Genomic DNA, 15,000 nt, shown 5'->3' with positions numbered 1-15,000 from the left:
TCTCGAACGCGCCCGCAGAGCCGTCTTGACACTTTCAAGGCGCTGTTGGGATCGACCAAGACCCGTGCCTTCCTGAGACTGCTGACCTCCGTCGGAGGCAGCAGGACCCAGGACACCCTGAAGCTCCTGCCCTTCATCGTCATGGCCGTGGTGGCCCTGATCGACTTCGGCTCCGGCCCGACGGCCGGCCTCCTGCCGCTGCTCGCCCTCGGCCCGGCCTTCGCCAGCGTGGCCTGCGGGCTGGCCAGGACCACGGTGGTCGGCGTCGTCGCCCTGGCACTGTGCTTCGCGCTCGGGCGCTACAACGAGATCCTGTGGACGCCCCGCACCAACATCACCGCGCTCGCCATCCTCGGCGTCACCGTGGCCAGCGTGCTGGCCAGCGCCGGCCGGCTCCGCCACGAGCGCCAGCTCGCCGACGTCCGCTCGGTGGCCGAGGTCGCCCAGCGCGTGCTGCTGCGACCGGTCCCGCGCCGCGCCGGACCCGGGATCGGCGTCGCCGTCTCCTACACCTCCGCCACCGCGGAGGCCAGGATCGGCGGTGACCTGTATGAGGTCGTCGCCACCCCGCACGGGGTCCGGATCATCGTGGGAGACGTCCAGGGCAAGGGCCTGGAGGCGGTGGAGACCGCGGCGGTGGTGCTCGGCGCCTTCCGGGAGGCGGCTCACGACGAGGCCAAGCTCCAGGGAGTGGTGACCCGGCTGGAGAACGCCCTGACCCGTGAGCTGTCCGGAGAGCAGTTCGTCACCGCGATCCTGGCCGAGATCACCGGGGGGACCTCCATCACCTTGATCAACTGTGGCCACCCGTCGCCCATGGTGCTCAGCGCCGACTCCACGCAGTGGTTCGCCGATCCTCCGGACGAGGCGCTCCCCCTGGGCATGGGCTCGCTGAAGGCCAGCGATCCGGTGCCGTACCAGATCCCCTTCGAGCCGGGCGACCAGGTGCTCTTCTACACCGACGGGGTCATCGAGGCGCGTAACGGAACAGGGGACTTCTATCCCCTTCCCACCAGGGCCCACCTGTTGAACGGCGCCGATCCGCAGCTCTCCCTGGACGCGCTCCGCGCCGACCTGCTACGGCACGTGGGCCGTCCGCTGGGCGACGACGCCGCCATGCTCCTGCTGCGTCGCCGCGCGGCCCATCCGACCGCCTCCTCGGCGGCCTGATCGGCCGGATGCGCGGGCCGGCCGCGTCTAGCCGGCCAGGGGGACGCGACCGGGCAGCATGGGCTGGGTGGGCACGCCCAGCAGCTTCTCCACCGTGGTGACGAACCGCTCCGCCTCGGAGATCAGCTCCTCGGCGTCCCGCGCCGACACCACGCGGGTCATCCCCGCCTCGGCCGAGGCCCGCTTGGTCGCGCTCATCTCGAAATAGGGCGCCCAGTCGGCGAGCCGTGGCTCGGCCTCGGGCAGCAGCTCCCAGGCGCTGCGCAGCCGGCGCCTGCGGCCGTCCATGGGGCGCGGCCGTGCGGCCAGGATGGCGGCGGCGGCCCTGAGCGCCGCCAGGTGGGCGGCGACGTAACGGGTGGCGGGGGTCCGGGCGGCGGCCGCCTCCTCCAGGCAGTCACGCGCGTCGGTCAGGTGCGCCCGCGCCGTGGGCGACAACCGGGGCCCGCCGGAATCGCTGAGCCGAGGGGTCATGTGCTTCAGCCTCCTAGGTCACAAGCGGCTCCCGGCGTTTTCGCCGGTGATGTCAACACTTGCAGACCCCACCGACAAATCCGCCGGGTGGCCGGACGAGGAGCTTCCCCTCTCCCCGTCCGCCCCGACCTGGCCCGATCGCCTGTGGCGACGAGGCGGACACGATCGGCCACCCTGGACGTGATCCGCGAGTCTCACGTCATTACATCGAACATAAATTCGATCACTCATAGTGTCAAGTAAGGCGACGGACGGAGGCCCGGCCCTCCGGAAACGGCAAGGCCCCGGGAGATCATGATCTCCCGGGGCCTTCACCTGTGACTATCGGACGAACTTACCTCTCACGTGCACCGGGACGCCCTTGCCCAGCAGGCCGGGGAGCACCGACGCCACGTTCATGGGGAGCCGGACGCAGCCGTGCGAGGCGGGAGCCAGCGGCACCGACAGCGCGCCGTGGAAGGCGATGCCGCCGTTGAAGAAGATCGGGTTGTAGAGCTGGCCGAGATAGGACTTGTGCCAGCCGTCCCTGCGCCAGGTCGTCTTGTAGTCGCCCGTCGGCGTACGGGCGTCGCCGCAGAACCGCTGCACCTTGCCGCCCCAGTTCGCCGTCTCGCAGTACGGGATCCCGCTGCCGGAGGAGGTGTGGCTGATCAGCTTCACCCGGCCGTTGACGTAGAGGACCATCACCTGCGTGGTGAGGTTCATCTCGACCCGGGTCGGCTTGCCGTTGGGCACCAGCACCTTGGGCGCCTTCGGGGCCTCCAGGGCGTTCCACGTCCTGCGCGCCACGGTGCTGGTCGGTGTGATGCCGTTGACCTTCTGGAAGGCCCAGACCGCGGCCTGGGTGGCCCCGCCGTACCGGCCGTCGAGCTTGCCGGGCACATAGCCGAGCTCCTTCAACCGCGTCTGCAGCATCTGGACCGCGGCGCCCTTGGCGCCGATCTTGAGCGTTTTGCCGGGTGCGGCGAACGCGGCCGCCCCCGCGGCCTTCACCGCGACGGCCGGCGGCGCCGCGGTGACGGTCTGGGCGCTCGCGGCCCCGGAAAGGCCGAGAGAAGAGAGAAGCACGGCCCCCGCCGTCATGAGCGCGGCCACTCCGAGCCGCCGTTCAACCCCCACCTAAAATCATCCCCTCATATCACCGATGCTCGGACCAAGGGACCATAGCGCACGGATCACGCTTATCTGCCATCAGTAATGAAGCGGCAATCAATGGTCAACCTGTTTAGAGTGACCCCGTGCCAGAAAAGTTGCATCCCAATGTCGAGAAGGTCGCCGCCGTCCTGGGCGAGCACGGAGTCACCGGCGAGATCGTCGTGTTCGCGGAGGCCGCGCCGACCGCCGCGACCGCCGCAGCGCAGCTTGGCTGCGAGGTCGGCGCCATCGCCAACAGCCTGGTCTTCGACGCCGACGGAGCCCCGCTTCTCGTCCTCACCAGCGGCGCCCACCGGGTGGACACCGATCTGATCGCCGAACGGGTGGGCGCGGCGAAGGTCAAGCGGGCCGCCCCCGACTTCGTGCGCGCCACCACCGGTCAGGTCATCGGCGGCGTCGCCCCGGTCGGCCACCCCGCCCCGCTCAGGACGCTGGTCGACACCTGGCTCGACAGGCACCCGGTCGTCTGGGCTGCCGCGGGCCATCCGCACACGGTCTTCCCCACCTCCTTCGCCGAGCTCGTCCGCCTCACCGCCGGCACCCCGGTGGACGTGGAGCGCTGACCGCCGTCCGGCCCCCGCTCCGCGGGGGCCGGCGTCCACGGTCCCGGCGTCCGGGACGGAGAGGCGAGGGACACGCCCGTCCCCCCTCCCGAGCCGGCATCTCTCGGGCCCGAAGGGGATGAAGGCACCCAAAGGTCGAACGAGACATACCAAACGCCACTTATGTACCTTTCACCGGCCAGGTCGATGTCCGCCCTGCTAGGGTGCATGGGGTGATCGGACTGCGACAGGTCGGCCCCGGGGAGTTCGCCGCCCGGCTGGACGCGGTCCTGGAGATCTACACCGCCGCGATGGCCCCTCCCGCCGACCAGCTCTCCGGCCGAAAGACGATCATGGGAAACCATGCCGTCCACCCGGGCTTCACCTGCCTGTTCGCCGAGCGGCCCGACGGGATGCCGGTGGGTCTGGCCTACGGCTTCCACGGGGTCCCCGGGCAGTGGTGGCACGACGTCGTCCACCAGGCCATGGCGGAGCGGTACGGCGAGGGCAGCGCGCGCGGCTGGCTCGGCGACGCCCTGGAGCTCGCCGAGATCCACGTCCACCCCGACTACCAGGGCAAGGGCATCGGCCGGACGCTGGTCACGGGCATGTGCGCCGGCCGCCCGGAACGCACCGCCGTACTGTCCACCCGCGACCAGCCCACCGCGGCCCGGCATCTCTACCGCAGTGCCGGTTTCGTGGACCTTCTCACCCAGTTCGTCTTCCCGGGCGGCTACGAGCGCTATGCGATCCTCGGGGCGGTGCTCCCGCTGCGCGGGTAGCGGCGGGGACCGGTCGCCGCGCCGCCGTGCACGGCGGCGCGGCAGGTCGGCTCTACGCGGGCAGGAAAGCGGCCTTCGGGGCGACGTCGAGGGCCTGGAAGACCTCACGGGTCGCGCTGGAGCGGTTGAAGGTGATGAAGTGGATTCCGGGCACGCCCTCGTCGAGCAGGGTCTGGCAGAGCTCCGCGGCGTGCTCGATGCCCAGCCGGCGCACGGCGGCCGGATCGTCGGCGACGGCCTCGAACCTCGCCGCCACATCCGCCGGGAACGGCGCGCCGGAGAGCTGCTCGGACCGGGCGATCGTGCTCAACTGGGTGACCGGCATGATGCCGGGGATGATCGGGGTGTCGCAGCCCCTGGCCGCCACCCGGTCGCGCAGCCGCAGGTAGTCGTCCGCCTGGAAGAACATCTGGGTGATCGCGTAGTCGGCTCCCGCACGGCACTTGCGCACGAAGTGCTCGGTGTCGGCCTCCACCGAGCCCGACCTGGGGTGCTTGTAGGGGAAGGCCGCCACGCCCACGCAGAAGTCGCCGGCCTGGCGGATCAGCCGGACCAGATCGTCGGCGTAGAGGACGCCTTCGGGGTGGCGCACCCACTCACCCATGGGATCGCCGGGCGGGTCGCCCCGCACCGCGAGGATGTTGCGCACGCCCGCGTCCGCGAAGCGGCCGACCAGATGGCGCAGCTCGCGGATGGAGTGGTTGACGGCGGTGAAGTGGGCGACCGGGGTCAGCGTGGTCTCGTGGGCGAGCCGCTCCACGATCTCGACCGTGCGGTCGCGGGTGCCGCCGCCGGCGCCGTAGGTGACCGACACGAACGACGGGCGCAGCGCCTCCAGTTCCCGGATGGCGCGCCAGAGCTGCCGCTCCCCCTCGTCGGTCTTCGGAGGCATGAATTCGAAGGAGAACGACCGGCCACCGGCGGCGAGGATCTCGCGGACGGTGGGCACGCGGTCGGGAAGGACTGACGGGCGACCCAGAGCCATGGTTCCAGGGTACTGGTCACACTGCCGCCGCCAATAACCGCAATTAGCGGCGAAGCGCCCACCTCTACAGATAGGAGTCGTCGCTAAGGCCCGATAATGTCAGGGCATGACCAATTCCGCAGCTGCGCTCGACATCATCCGCTCCGAAGTGGATCGTTCGCTCAGGGAATTCGTCGAGCGGCAGCGACCTCGGATCAACGCTCCCGAGGTGGCACCTCTCATTGCGGCCGCCGAGGAGTTCCTGGCGGGTGGGAAACGGCTGCGCCCGGCGTTCTGCTACTGGGGCTGGCGCGGCGCGGGGGGCGGCGAGGACCCCGCGTTCTTCACGGCCGCCGCGTCACTCGAACTGCTCCAGGCGAGCGCCCTGGTGCACGACGACGTCATGGACGCCAGCGACCTGCGCCGGGGAATGCCCTCGGCGCACCGCAGGTTCCAGAGGCTGCACGAGAAGGCGGGCTGGCACGGCTCCGCCGAGCAGTTCGGCGAGAGTGCCGCCATCCTGCTGGGCAACCTGATGCTCATCTGGTCCGGTGAGATGTGGCGGGGCAGCGGTCTGCCGCCCGCCTCGCTCGCCGCGGCGCAGGAGGTCCACGACCACATGCGCACCGAGCTGATGTGCGGCCAGTATCTGGACCTGCTGGAACAGGCCCACGGTGAGAACAGCTTCGACAGCGCGCTGCGGGTCGCCCTCTTCAAGAGCGGCAAATACTCGGTCGAGCAGCCGCTCCGGCTCGGGCTGGTGCTGGCGGCGCGGGAGCGCGCCCCGTGGATCGACCGGCTGTGCGAGGAGTACGGCCGGTGCGTGGGCATCGCCTTCCAGCTCCGCGACGACATCCTGGGCGTGTTCGGCGATCCCGCCGAGACCGGCAAGCCCGCCGGTGACGACCTGCGGGAGGGCAAGCGGACGATGCTCATCGCCCGCGCACTCGCCGCGGCCTCCTCCGTCCAGGCGGAGACCGTGCGCGCCACGCTCGGCGACCCCGACCTGGACGTGTCCGGGGTCGAGCGGCTCCGGCAGATCATCGAGGAGACCGGGGCGCTCCTCGCGTGCGAAGAGATGATCAAGAAGTATCTCGAAGACGCCCTGAGCTCGCTGGACGACGCCCCGATCACCGCGGAGGCCCGCACGGCCCTGGCCGAGCTGGCCGTGGCCGCGACGTCCCGCCGCACCTGACCGGCTCCACCGCCACCGGCACGGAGCCGGTCAGGTCGAGCCGGTCAGCCGCCGCTGGAACTCCTCGGCAGCCGCCTTCGGGTCGTCGGCCTCGGTTATGGCCCGCACGACCACGACCCTGCGCACGCCGTACGACATGACCTCGTCCAGGTTGGCGAGGTCGATGCCGCCGATGCCGAACCAGGGCCGGTCGGTGGCCAGGGACGCGGCGTGCCGGAGCAGGCCGGGTCCCGGGGCGGACCGCCCGGGTTTGGTGGGCGTCGGCCAGATCGGGCCGCAGCAGAAGTAGTCGACCCCGGGTTCGACGGCGGCGGCGGACGCCTCATCGTCGGCGTGAGTGGAACGCCCGATGAGGATGTCGTCGCCGAGCATGTCGCGCACGACCGGCACCGGCAGGTCGTCCTGGCCGAGGTGGAGCACGTCGGGACGGGCCGCGTAGGCGATGTCCGCGCGGTCGTTGACCGCCAGGAGTCTGCCGTGGCGGTCACAGGCCGCGCGGAAGACCTCGAGGAGCTCGAGCTCCTCGCGCGCCTCCAGACCCTTCTCGCGCAACTGCACGATGTCGACGCCGCCGGCCAGGGCGGCGTCGAGAAAGTCGGCGAGGTCCCCGCGGTTACGGCGTCCGTCGGTGCACAGGTAGAGGCGGGCGTCAGAAACCGAGGGCCTGGGCACGTCGCTTGACCTCGGTATGGCGGCCCGCGACGATCGCGTCCACCGGTGAGCCCGGCAGGGTGTCGTCCGGGGTGAACAGCCACCGGAGCGACTCGACGTCGCTGTAGCCCGCGTCGAGCAGCACGGTAAGCGTGCCCGGCAGGCCCTTGACGACGTCGTCGTCGGCGGCGATGAAGGCGGCGGGGACCTGGGGCTCGCCACCCCCGCGCCGCACTCCGATGAGCTTGCGGTCCTTGAGAAGTTGCTTGGCGCGACCGGCGCTGAGGTTGAGCCTCCTGGCCACCTCGCTCAGGGTGAGCCACTCGCCCACCAACTGGTCGGTTTCCCGGTCGATCTGCGCAACAGAAAGCGTCACGAATCCACCACTACCACATCGAGCCCTTCGCCAAACACCCTGCGGCGAGGTTACGCCGCCGTACAGTCGCGCAACGCTACCGCAGGGTCGGCCAGGCGATCGACGTCGAGACGCTGTCCGCGCTCGATGAGGCGGCGGCCCTGGACGAGGTCGCGGGGACGGTTGACGGCGAGCACCGCCGTGAGCCTGTCGTCCCCGGTCACCCAGCAGACCCCCCACCTGGTGTCGGTCGCCGGATCCCCGCGCATGACCAGGCGGCCGCCGTCGTGGTCCCCGGCGTACTGCACCATGTGACCGAACTGCTCGGACCAGAAATAGGGCACCGGGTCGTAGACCGCCTCGTCACCCAGGAGCGTGGCCACGGCCACGTCGGGGGCGCCCAGCGCGGTGTCCCAGTGCTCCACCCGCAGGCGGCGGCCGTAGCGGCGCGACCACCAGGCCGCGCAGTCGCCCACGGCGACGACGTTCGGCAGCGAGGTGCGCAGGTGCTCGTCGGTGACGACCCCGTTGTCGAGTTCGAGACCGGAACCGGCGAGCCACTCGACCGCGGGCCGTACGCCGACGCCGGTGACGACCACGTCGGCCTCGACCAGGGAGCCGTCGGCCAGGGTCAGCCCGCCCTGGTCGACCGAGGCGACCGCGGTGCCCAGGCGCAGGTCCACGCCCGCCTGGCCGTACCAGGCGACGGTGTGCGCGCCCACGGGGCCGAGGGCGGCGCTCAGGGGGACGTCGGCGGTCTCGACGACTGTCACCTCGCAGCCCGCCTTGCGGGCGGCGGTGGTGACCTCGGCGCCGATCCAGCCCGCGCCGATGACGGCGACCTTCGCTCCTCCGGTGAGCAGGGCACGCAGTTCCAGCGCGTCGTCGATGGTGCGCAGGACGTGCTGCGGGCCGTCGCCGCGGAGGCGGATCGGGCGCGAGCCGGTGGCGATCACCAGCCCGTCGTAGGCCAGCTCGCCCTCCGTGGTCTCCACCACGCCCTCGCGGAGCCCCTTGGCGACGACGCTCGCGCGAAAGTCGACCTCCAGCGCGTCCAGGTCGGAGTCGACGACCGTGGAGTCGGTCTCACCCAGCAGGACGCTCTTCGAGAGCGGCGGACGGTCGTAGGGCCGGTGCGCCTCCTCACCGAGCAAAGTGATCGTGCCGCCGAACCCGTGGGCCCGTAATGCCTCGACGCTCCGCACGCCGGCCAGGCCGGCGCCAACCACCACGACATGATTCACAATCTACGAGCCTAAGCGGCCGGAGCGATCTCCTACCAACGCGGTTCGATAACGAAAACGGTATTTAGCTCACATCCCACACGATGATGGTGTTGTCCGATGCCCCTAAGGTGGGAGGGACAAGACGCGCGGGAGCCCGGAACGCACCGGGCTGAGAGGAGGGCTGCGGAGCGACGAGGACCGCGGTGGGCCCGGTGACGTGCGAGAGAAGTCGCGCCTTCGGCGCGGACGAGCACGACGGCGGGCGGACGGCGATCCGGGCGTGACCGCAAGCGAGCCCTCGACCGCCACGAACCTGATCCGGGTCATGCCGGCGAAGGGAGCGGAGCACGCATGGCACACCACTTCGACGTCCTCGTCATCGGCGGGGGCATCGTCGGGCTGTCGGTCGCGTGGCGCACGGCCCGGCGGGGCCTGAAGGTGGCGGTGGTCGATCCCGCGCCGGCCTCGGGGGCCTCACACGCGGCGGCGGGCATGCTCGCACCGGTCAGCGAGGCCACCTACACCGAGGAGCCCCTCCTCCGGCTGGGCCTGGCCTCCCTGGAGAGATGGCCGGCGTTCGCGGCCGAGCTCACCGCCGACAGCGGTCACGACCTCGACTACCGTACCGACGGCACGCTGGACGTCGCCTTCGGCGCCGACGACCTGGCGGTGCTGGACGACCTCGCCGCGTTCGTCGAGAAGCTGGGGCTGCCCGCCGAGCGGCTCACCGGCCGCGAGTGCCGCCGCCTGGAACCGATGCTCGCCCCGGCCGTCCGGGGCGGCCTGCTGGCCGGGGCGGACGCGTGGGTGGATCCCAGAAGGGCCACCAGAGCCCTCCTGGACGCCCTGGAACGCAGGGGCGGCACACAGGTGCGAGCCCGGGTGACAGGGCTGGAGACGGGCGCTGAGGCGGTCACAGGGGTACGGCTGGCGACCGGCGAGATCCTCGGAGCCGCCCAGGTGGTCCTGGCGGCCGGCGCCTGGTCGGGGGCGATGGAGGGACTGCCGCCCGAGGTGCTGCCGCCGGTGCGGCCTGTCAAGGGCCAGATCATGCGGCTGCGCTCCCCGACGCCGATCCTGCGGCGGTGCGTGCGGGGCGTCGTGCACGGCGCGCACGTCTACCTGGTGCCGCGCGGTGACGGGGAGGTGGTCGTCGGGGCGACCCAGGAGGAGATGGGATTCGACACCCGGGTGACCGCCGGAGGGCTGTGGGAGCTGTTACGCGACGCGCGGGAGCTGGTCCCGGGCGTGACGGAGCTGGAGCTCGCCGACGTGATCGCGGGACTGCGCCCCGGCACCCCGGACAACCTTCCGCTGGTCGGCCCGACCGCGCTGCCCGGCCTGTCCCTGGCCACGGGGCACCACCGGGGCGGGGTGCTGCTCGCCCCGCTCACCGCCGACCTCTGTTCCGGCGAGGCGGACCCGGAACTCTCGACGATCTGCTCACCACTGCGTTTCCAGGAGCACCATTGAACGTGACGATCAACGGCACCGCGCACGAACTGCCCTCCGGGGCCACCGTGACGCAGGCCGTACGGACGCTGACCGAGGTCAGGAGCGGCGTGGCAGTGGCGGTGAACGACGAGGTCGTCTCGCGGGGGGCATGGGACACGACGGCGCTGGCGGAGGCCGACCGGGTCGAGGTGCTGACCGCGGTGCAGGGAGGGTGACGGAGATGGACGACGATCTGATCATCGGCGGGGAGAAGTTCTCCTCCCGTCTCATCATGGGCACCGGGGGCGCGCCCTCGCTGGAGATCCTGGACCAGTCGCTCGCCGCCTCGGGCACCGAGCTGACCACGGTCGCGATGCGGCGGCTGGACCCGGCCTCGCGGGGCTCCGTCCTCGACGTGCTGCGCCGGCGCGGCATCAAGATCCTGCCGAACACCGCCGGCTGCTTCACGGCCGGGGAGGCCGTGCTGACCGCCCGGCTGGCCAGGGAGGCCCTGGAGACCGACTGGGTCAAGCTGGAGGTCATCTCCGACGAGCGCACCCTGCTGCCCGACCCGATCGAGACGTTCGACGCGGCCGAGCGGCTGGTGGCCGACGGGTTCACGGTGCTGCCCTACATCGGTGACGACCCGGCCCTGGCGCGCAGGCTGGAGCAGGCGGGCTGTGCGGCGGTGATGCCGCTGGGCGCCCCGATCGGCTCCGGGCTGGGCATCCGCAACCCGCACAGCATCGAGCTCATCGTGGAGGCGGCCGGCGTGCCGGTGATCCTGGACGCCGGGATCGGCACCGCCAGCGACGCGGCTCTGGCGATGGAGCTGGGGTGCGACGCGGTGCTGCTGGCCACGGCGGTCACCCGGGCGCACCGGCCGGAGCTGATGGCGCAGGCCATGCGCTCGGCGGTCGTCGCGGGCCGCCAGGCACGGCTGGCGGGGCGGATCCCCCGGCGGCGCCACGCGGAGGCGTCCTCTCCGATGAATCCATAGGAAACAGTCAACTTCTCGGCATCGGTTTGGAACACGGGGACCCTGCGGGCATCAAATCGCCCGTAAACTCAGCCGCGTGGACACGACGCTTACGGACCCCCTCGTCGGGAAGCTCCTCGACGGGCGTTACCGCGTTGAGTCCCGGATTGCCCGGGGCGGCATGGCGACCGTCTATGTGGCTCTGGACATCCGGCTCGACCGCACGGTCGCCGTGAAGGTGATGCACCGTTCCCTCGCCGAGGATCCCGCGTTCGTGCGGCGGTTCATCGGCGAGGCCAAGTCGGTTGCCAGCCTCTCGCACCCCAACGTGGTGCACGTCTTCGACCAGGGCACCGACGGAGACAACGTCTACCTGTCGATGGAGTACGTGCCGGGACGCACCCTGCGCGACGTGCTCCGTGCCCGGGGCAGACTGCCCGCCCGCGAGGCCCTCGAGGTCATGATCCCGGTGCTCGCCGCGCTGGGCGCCGCGCACCAGGCCGGACTGGTCCACCGGGACGTCAAACCGGAGAACGTGCTGCTCAGTGACGACGGCCGGATCAAGGTGGTGGACTTCGGCCTGGCCCGCGCGATCGAGGCGACCAACCAGACACGCACGGGTGTCATGATCGGCACCATCGGCTACATGTCGCCCGAGCAGGTGACCTCCGGAGCCGCCGACGTCCGCAGCGACGTCTACTCGGCCGGGATCATGCTGTTCGAGCTGCTCACCGGCCGCCAGCCGTACGAGGGCGACACCCCGATGTCGGTGGCCTACCGGCACGTGCACGACACCGTGCCCGTGCCCTCGGCCCTGCTGCCGGAGACCTCGCCGCTGCTGGACACGCTGGTGGCCCAGGCGACGGCCCGCGACCCCGCGGACCGCCCGGCGGACGCGACCGCGATGCTGGTCGCCGCGGTGGAGGCGCACCGGGCCCTGCCTCGGGAGAGCGGCCCGGTGCCGTCGGTTCCCGTCGGTCCCCCTCGCGGGCAGGACTCGGCGCCCCCGCCGGCCAACCAGACCCTGATCCAGCCGCGCGTCGACCTGCTCACCAGCCCCGTCACCGACCACGCCGCGCCCGCCGCCCGGAAGCCGGAGAGGTTCCGGCCCAACTGGTTCGTGATCGCGCTGGCCGTGGTGATGGTCGCCGCGGTGGGGGTGACCGGCTGGCTGTTCTCCCAGAGCACGACCATCACGGTGCCCAAGCTGGTCGGCAAGAACGTCACGATCGCCGAGGGCGAGGCCAGGCAGGCCGGCTTCGCCGTCGAGATCGGCAAGGCCGAGAACAGCGAGGACGTGCCCAAGGGCAACGTGATACGGACCGACCCGGAGGCGGGCACCGAGGTGGAGGGCAAGTCCAAGCTGCTCATCATCGCCTCGGCGGGCCCCAAGCGGATCCCCGTGCCCAACGTCGTCGGCCTGGACGAGAACAGCGCGCGGACGAAGCTCGCGGAGGTCGGGCTGGTGGTCGGCGGCGTCAAGAAACAGTCCAGCGAGACCGTGCCGCGCGGCCAGGTGATGAAGACCAGCCCCGCGGTGGGCAACCAGGTCAAGGAGGGCAGCAAGGTCGCCCTGGTGATGAGCGCCGGCCTGGTCATGCCCGACGTCAAGGGCATGCCCCGCGACCAGGCCGACGCCATGTTGCGCGGCGCGGGGTTCACCCCCGAGTTCGTCGAGCAGACCGACGCCGCCCAGCCCTGCACGGTCATCGCCCAGGACCCCCAGCCCAACGCGGAGATCGACAAGGGCGCCGTCGTCCGGATGACCCTGTCGCAGTGCAGCAACGGCGAGTGGCACTGGCCCTGGGAGAACAACGACCAGAACGTCAACGAGGACCAGCAGATCGTCGTCGTCCCCAACGTGTTGTTCAAGGACGTCAGAGCCGCGCGGGACGAGCTGCGCGCGGCGGGGGTGAGTGTGAAGGTGAAAAGAGGCTCGGGCCGGGCCACGGTCCTGGCCCAGATCCCGCCGGGTGGCCAGCAGGTCCCGGCGGGCACCGAGGTGACCCTCTGGCACTGAGGAGGGTCACCCGGGCACCCCGCCGGGCGTGAAAGGGCGGCCTCTCATCTGGACCGGTTCTCTCACGCCGTGGCTCGGCACGGCCTCATCTCACCGGTCCGCGTCCCTACCGGTGAGCGCCTCCACGACCGTGAGGCTGTCCTCGTATACGTGATAGCGCGTGATCAGGCCGTCCTCGACCGTGAGGCGCAGGGCGCACAGGGCGGTGTACGCCCTTCCGGTGGCCTTCACCGTCTGCTGGATGTCTCCCAGCACCACCGCGTCCGTCCCGTCGACGAGGACGCGCGACGCCGATCCCCCGCGCCTGTCCGGGACGTGGAAGGCGTTCAGGGTACGGAAGTGGTCGGCGGCCTCGGTCCGGGTCGAGCGGGGCCTGATCCACGGCGCCGCCGGGTGACCTCCGTCCGGCCAGTTCAGCTGCCAGTCGACCTGCTCCGCGAACAGTTCGGCGATGTGGTCCGGATCGCCTCCGCCCAGCCGGCGCAGGAACTCCTCCGCGGTGGCGCGGGTGCCCGGATCACCGTTCTCGGCGAACTGGTAGTCGTGCCGGATCAGTCCGTCGTCGCCGAGGACGACGAAGACGGAACCCGTCCATGCGACGTCGCCGCCGGTGGCGGGGATCATGTGAGTGGTGAACCTGATGACGTCGTGGTGGCCCACGGCGTCGTCCGCGGACCGGAAGACGAACCCGCCCGACCTGACCAGTTCCTCGTGCGCCTCGGTGACCCGGGTCTCGATGGCCTCGCGCCCGCGATACTCCGCGGACTCGATGGTCTCGACCCCGTCCTCGGCCCACAGCTCGGCGATGGCCGTACGGCGAGCGTCCGCGTCGGGCTCGTTCCACACGGCGACGTAGCGGTTCACGAAATCGATGATGGTGTCCATGCCGGGGACGGTAACGACAGTCCCCTGACATCCCCTGTCAGTGGACTGCGGCAGACTTCCCCCATGCGGGCGAGTCGGCTGGTGTCCATCCTTCTGCTGTTGCAGACCCGGGGCCGGATGACGGCCCAGGAACTGGCGGACACGTTGGAGGTGTCCGTGCGCACGGTCTACCGCGACATGGAGTCCCTCGGCTCGGCGGGCGTGCCGCTGTACGGCGAGCCCGGGCACGAGGGCGGTTACCGGTTGCTCGACGGCTACCGCACCCGCCTGACCGGCCTCACCACCCACGAGGCCGAGTCGCTCTTCCTCACCGGGCTCCCCACGGCAGCCGCCGACCTGGGCCTGGGCCCCGTCGTGACCACCGCACAGCTGAAGCTCATGGCCGCCCTGCCGGCGGAGTTGCGCGACCGCGCCGGACGGATCTCCGAGCGTTTCCATCTCGACGCCCCGTCGTGGTACCGCGAGGCCGACTCCACGCCGCATCTGACCGCGGTCGCGGAAGCGGTGTGGGACCAGCGCATGGCGCGGATCCGGTATCTGCGCTGGACGGAGCCTCACGAGATCACCCGGACCGTGGAACCGTACGGCGTCGTCCTCAAGGCCGGGCACTGGTACGTCGTCGCCCGGCACGCGGACCGGATCCGCACCTACCGGGTCTCCCGGATCCTGGACATCGATGTGCTGGCCGAGCCGTTCGAACGGCCGGCGGGGTTCGACCTGACCGCCTACTGGCAGACCTATCTGGAACACTTCGACGCGCGCCGGCACCGGCGGGAGGCGACCCTCCGTGTCTCCCCGGACGCCCTCGACCGCATGCCCCACCTCATGGAGCCGGCCGTGGTCCAGGCCGCCCGGCGGAGCGCGGGGGAACCGGATTCCGAGGGTTGGACCCAGGTCACCATCCCGATCGAGTCCGTCGAACAGGCCCTTCCCGAACTCCTCAGGCTCGGTGCCGGCGCCGAGGTCCTCGCCCCCCGGGAGCTCCGCGAACGGATCACCGAGACCCTCGACGCGCTGGCCCTCGTCTACCGGCGGGGATGTCCCGGTCACCACGGAGACGGGGACATCCCCGGACACTCCGGAAACGTGCCGCCGTCAGCGCCGTGACCGTGGCCGCGCACCGGGTGAGCGGGTCCGTGAACGTCTCCGGACGGACGGCCGCCCGGGG

At 71.3% G+C, this 15,000-nt stretch carries 16 protein-coding genes; 9 read left to right on the top strand and 7 right to left on the bottom strand.

The genetic code is table 11. From position 1 onward, the window contains the following. Positions 1 to 45: 45 nt before the first annotated feature. Positions 46 to 1,170, top strand: a complete 1,125-nt coding sequence (locus FHR32_RS27815; RefSeq protein ID WP_246467452.1) for a PP2C family protein-serine/threonine phosphatase — start codon at positions 46 to 48, stop codon at positions 1,168 to 1,170. A 27-nt stretch (positions 1,171 to 1,197) separates the two neighbouring features. Here the strand turns inward: FHR32_RS27815 and FHR32_RS27810 are convergent, their stop codons facing one another. After that, positions 1,198 to 1,644: an SAV_6107 family HEPN domain-containing protein gene (locus FHR32_RS27810; RefSeq protein ID WP_184757479.1), complete on the bottom strand. Its 447-nt coding sequence runs from the start codon at positions 1,642 to 1,644 to the stop codon at positions 1,198 to 1,200. A gap of 321 nt (positions 1,645 to 1,965) precedes the next feature. Further along, positions 1,966 to 2,763, bottom strand: a complete 798-nt coding sequence (locus FHR32_RS27805; protein WP_312882724.1) for a L,D-transpeptidase family protein — start codon at positions 2,761 to 2,763, stop codon at positions 1,966 to 1,968. A gap of 119 nt (positions 2,764 to 2,882) precedes the next feature. On the opposite strand from FHR32_RS27805, the gene FHR32_RS27800 reads away from it, so the two are divergent. Together FHR32_RS27800 and FHR32_RS27795 are read left to right on the top strand one after the other, a co-directional pair. Further along, positions 2,883 to 3,362: a YbaK/EbsC family protein gene (locus FHR32_RS27800; protein ID WP_184757478.1), complete on the top strand. Its 480-nt coding sequence runs from the start codon at positions 2,883 to 2,885 to the stop codon at positions 3,360 to 3,362. Between the two features lie 212 nt (positions 3,363 to 3,574). Next, the gene (locus tag FHR32_RS27795; protein ID WP_184757477.1) at positions 3,575 to 4,123 is read left to right on the top strand and encodes a GNAT family N-acetyltransferase; all 549 of its coding nucleotides are present in this window, start codon (positions 3,575 to 3,577) and stop codon (positions 4,121 to 4,123) included. 52 nt (positions 4,124 to 4,175) lie between these two features. Here FHR32_RS27795 and metF read toward each other — a convergent pair whose 3' ends face one another. After that, positions 4,176 to 5,108 carry a methylenetetrahydrofolate reductase [NAD(P)H] gene (gene metF, locus FHR32_RS27790; RefSeq protein WP_184757476.1) on the bottom strand — a complete coding sequence of 311 codons (933 nt, stop codon included), beginning with the start codon at positions 5,106 to 5,108 and terminating at the stop codon, positions 4,176 to 4,178. A gap of 106 nt (positions 5,109 to 5,214) precedes the next feature. Here metF and FHR32_RS27785 point away from each other — a divergent pair, with 106 nt between their 5' ends. After that, positions 5,215 to 6,282, top strand: coding sequence for a polyprenyl synthetase family protein (locus tag FHR32_RS27785; protein ID WP_184757475.1), 1,068 nt, complete (start codon positions 5,215 to 5,217; stop codon positions 6,280 to 6,282). A 30-nt stretch (positions 6,283 to 6,312) separates the two neighbouring features. Here the strand turns inward: FHR32_RS27785 and thiE are convergent, their stop codons facing one another. The 3 genes from thiE to FHR32_RS27770 are packed head-to-tail and all read right to left on the bottom strand — an operon-like array spanning position 6,313 to position 8,532. Continuing rightward, positions 6,313 to 6,954, bottom strand: coding sequence for a thiamine phosphate synthase (gene thiE, locus FHR32_RS27780; RefSeq protein ID WP_184757474.1), 642 nt, complete (start codon positions 6,952 to 6,954; stop codon positions 6,313 to 6,315). Next, positions 6,932 to 7,309, bottom strand: coding sequence for an Rv2175c family DNA-binding protein (locus FHR32_RS27775; protein ID WP_184757473.1), 378 nt, complete (start codon positions 7,307 to 7,309; stop codon positions 6,932 to 6,934). The genes thiE and FHR32_RS27775 overlap by 23 nt, the downstream gene beginning before the upstream one ends. Positions 7,310 to 7,359: 50 nt before the next feature. Next, a complete protein-coding gene (locus FHR32_RS27770; RefSeq protein WP_184757472.1) occupies positions 7,360 to 8,532 on the bottom strand; it encodes an NAD(P)/FAD-dependent oxidoreductase in 1,173 nt (390 codons plus the stop codon). 333 nt (positions 8,533 to 8,865) lie between these two features. Here FHR32_RS27770 and thiO point away from each other — a divergent pair, with 333 nt between their 5' ends. The 4 genes from thiO (at position 8,866) to pknB (ending at position 12,947) form a co-directional block, all read left to right on the top strand. Next, entirely contained in the window at positions 8,866 to 9,987 is a 1,122-nt protein-coding gene (gene thiO, locus FHR32_RS27765) for a glycine oxidase ThiO (RefSeq protein WP_184757471.1), read from the top strand. After that, positions 9,984 to 10,184: a sulfur carrier protein ThiS gene (thiS, locus tag FHR32_RS27760; RefSeq protein ID WP_184757470.1), complete on the top strand. Its 201-nt coding sequence runs from the start codon at positions 9,984 to 9,986 to the stop codon at positions 10,182 to 10,184. Before thiO ends, thiS begins: the two co-directional genes overlap by 4 nt. 5 nt (positions 10,185 to 10,189) lie before the next feature. Then, positions 10,190 to 10,948: a thiazole synthase gene (locus FHR32_RS27755; protein ID WP_184757469.1), complete on the top strand. Its 759-nt coding sequence runs from the start codon at positions 10,190 to 10,192 to the stop codon at positions 10,946 to 10,948. Positions 10,949 to 11,024: 76 nt separating this feature from the next. Beyond that, entirely contained in the window at positions 11,025 to 12,947 is a 1,923-nt protein-coding gene (gene pknB, locus FHR32_RS27750; RefSeq protein WP_184757468.1) for a Stk1 family PASTA domain-containing Ser/Thr kinase, read from the top strand. Between the two features lie 90 nt (positions 12,948 to 13,037). Here the strand turns inward: pknB and FHR32_RS27745 are convergent, their stop codons facing one another. Continuing rightward, positions 13,038 to 13,832: a nuclear transport factor 2 family protein gene (locus tag FHR32_RS27745; RefSeq protein ID WP_184757467.1), complete on the bottom strand. Its 795-nt coding sequence runs from the start codon at positions 13,830 to 13,832 to the stop codon at positions 13,038 to 13,040. 63 nt (positions 13,833 to 13,895) lie between these two features. Between FHR32_RS27745 and FHR32_RS27740 the strand changes: the two genes are divergently transcribed. Beyond that, complete coding sequence (locus FHR32_RS27740) at positions 13,896 to 14,939, top strand: helix-turn-helix transcriptional regulator (protein WP_184757466.1); 1,044 nt, start codon at positions 13,896 to 13,898, stop codon at positions 14,937 to 14,939. The last annotated feature ends 61 nt before the right edge of the window (positions 14,940 to 15,000 follow it).

This window comes from Streptosporangium album (assembly GCF_014203795.1).
In the GTDB taxonomy this organism is placed as follows: Bacteria; Actinomycetota; Actinomycetes; order Streptosporangiales; family Streptosporangiaceae; genus Streptosporangium; species Streptosporangium album.
The sequence above is the reverse complement of the archived record's forward strand: the minus strand, read 5'-3'. Positions and strand labels throughout refer to the sequence as shown.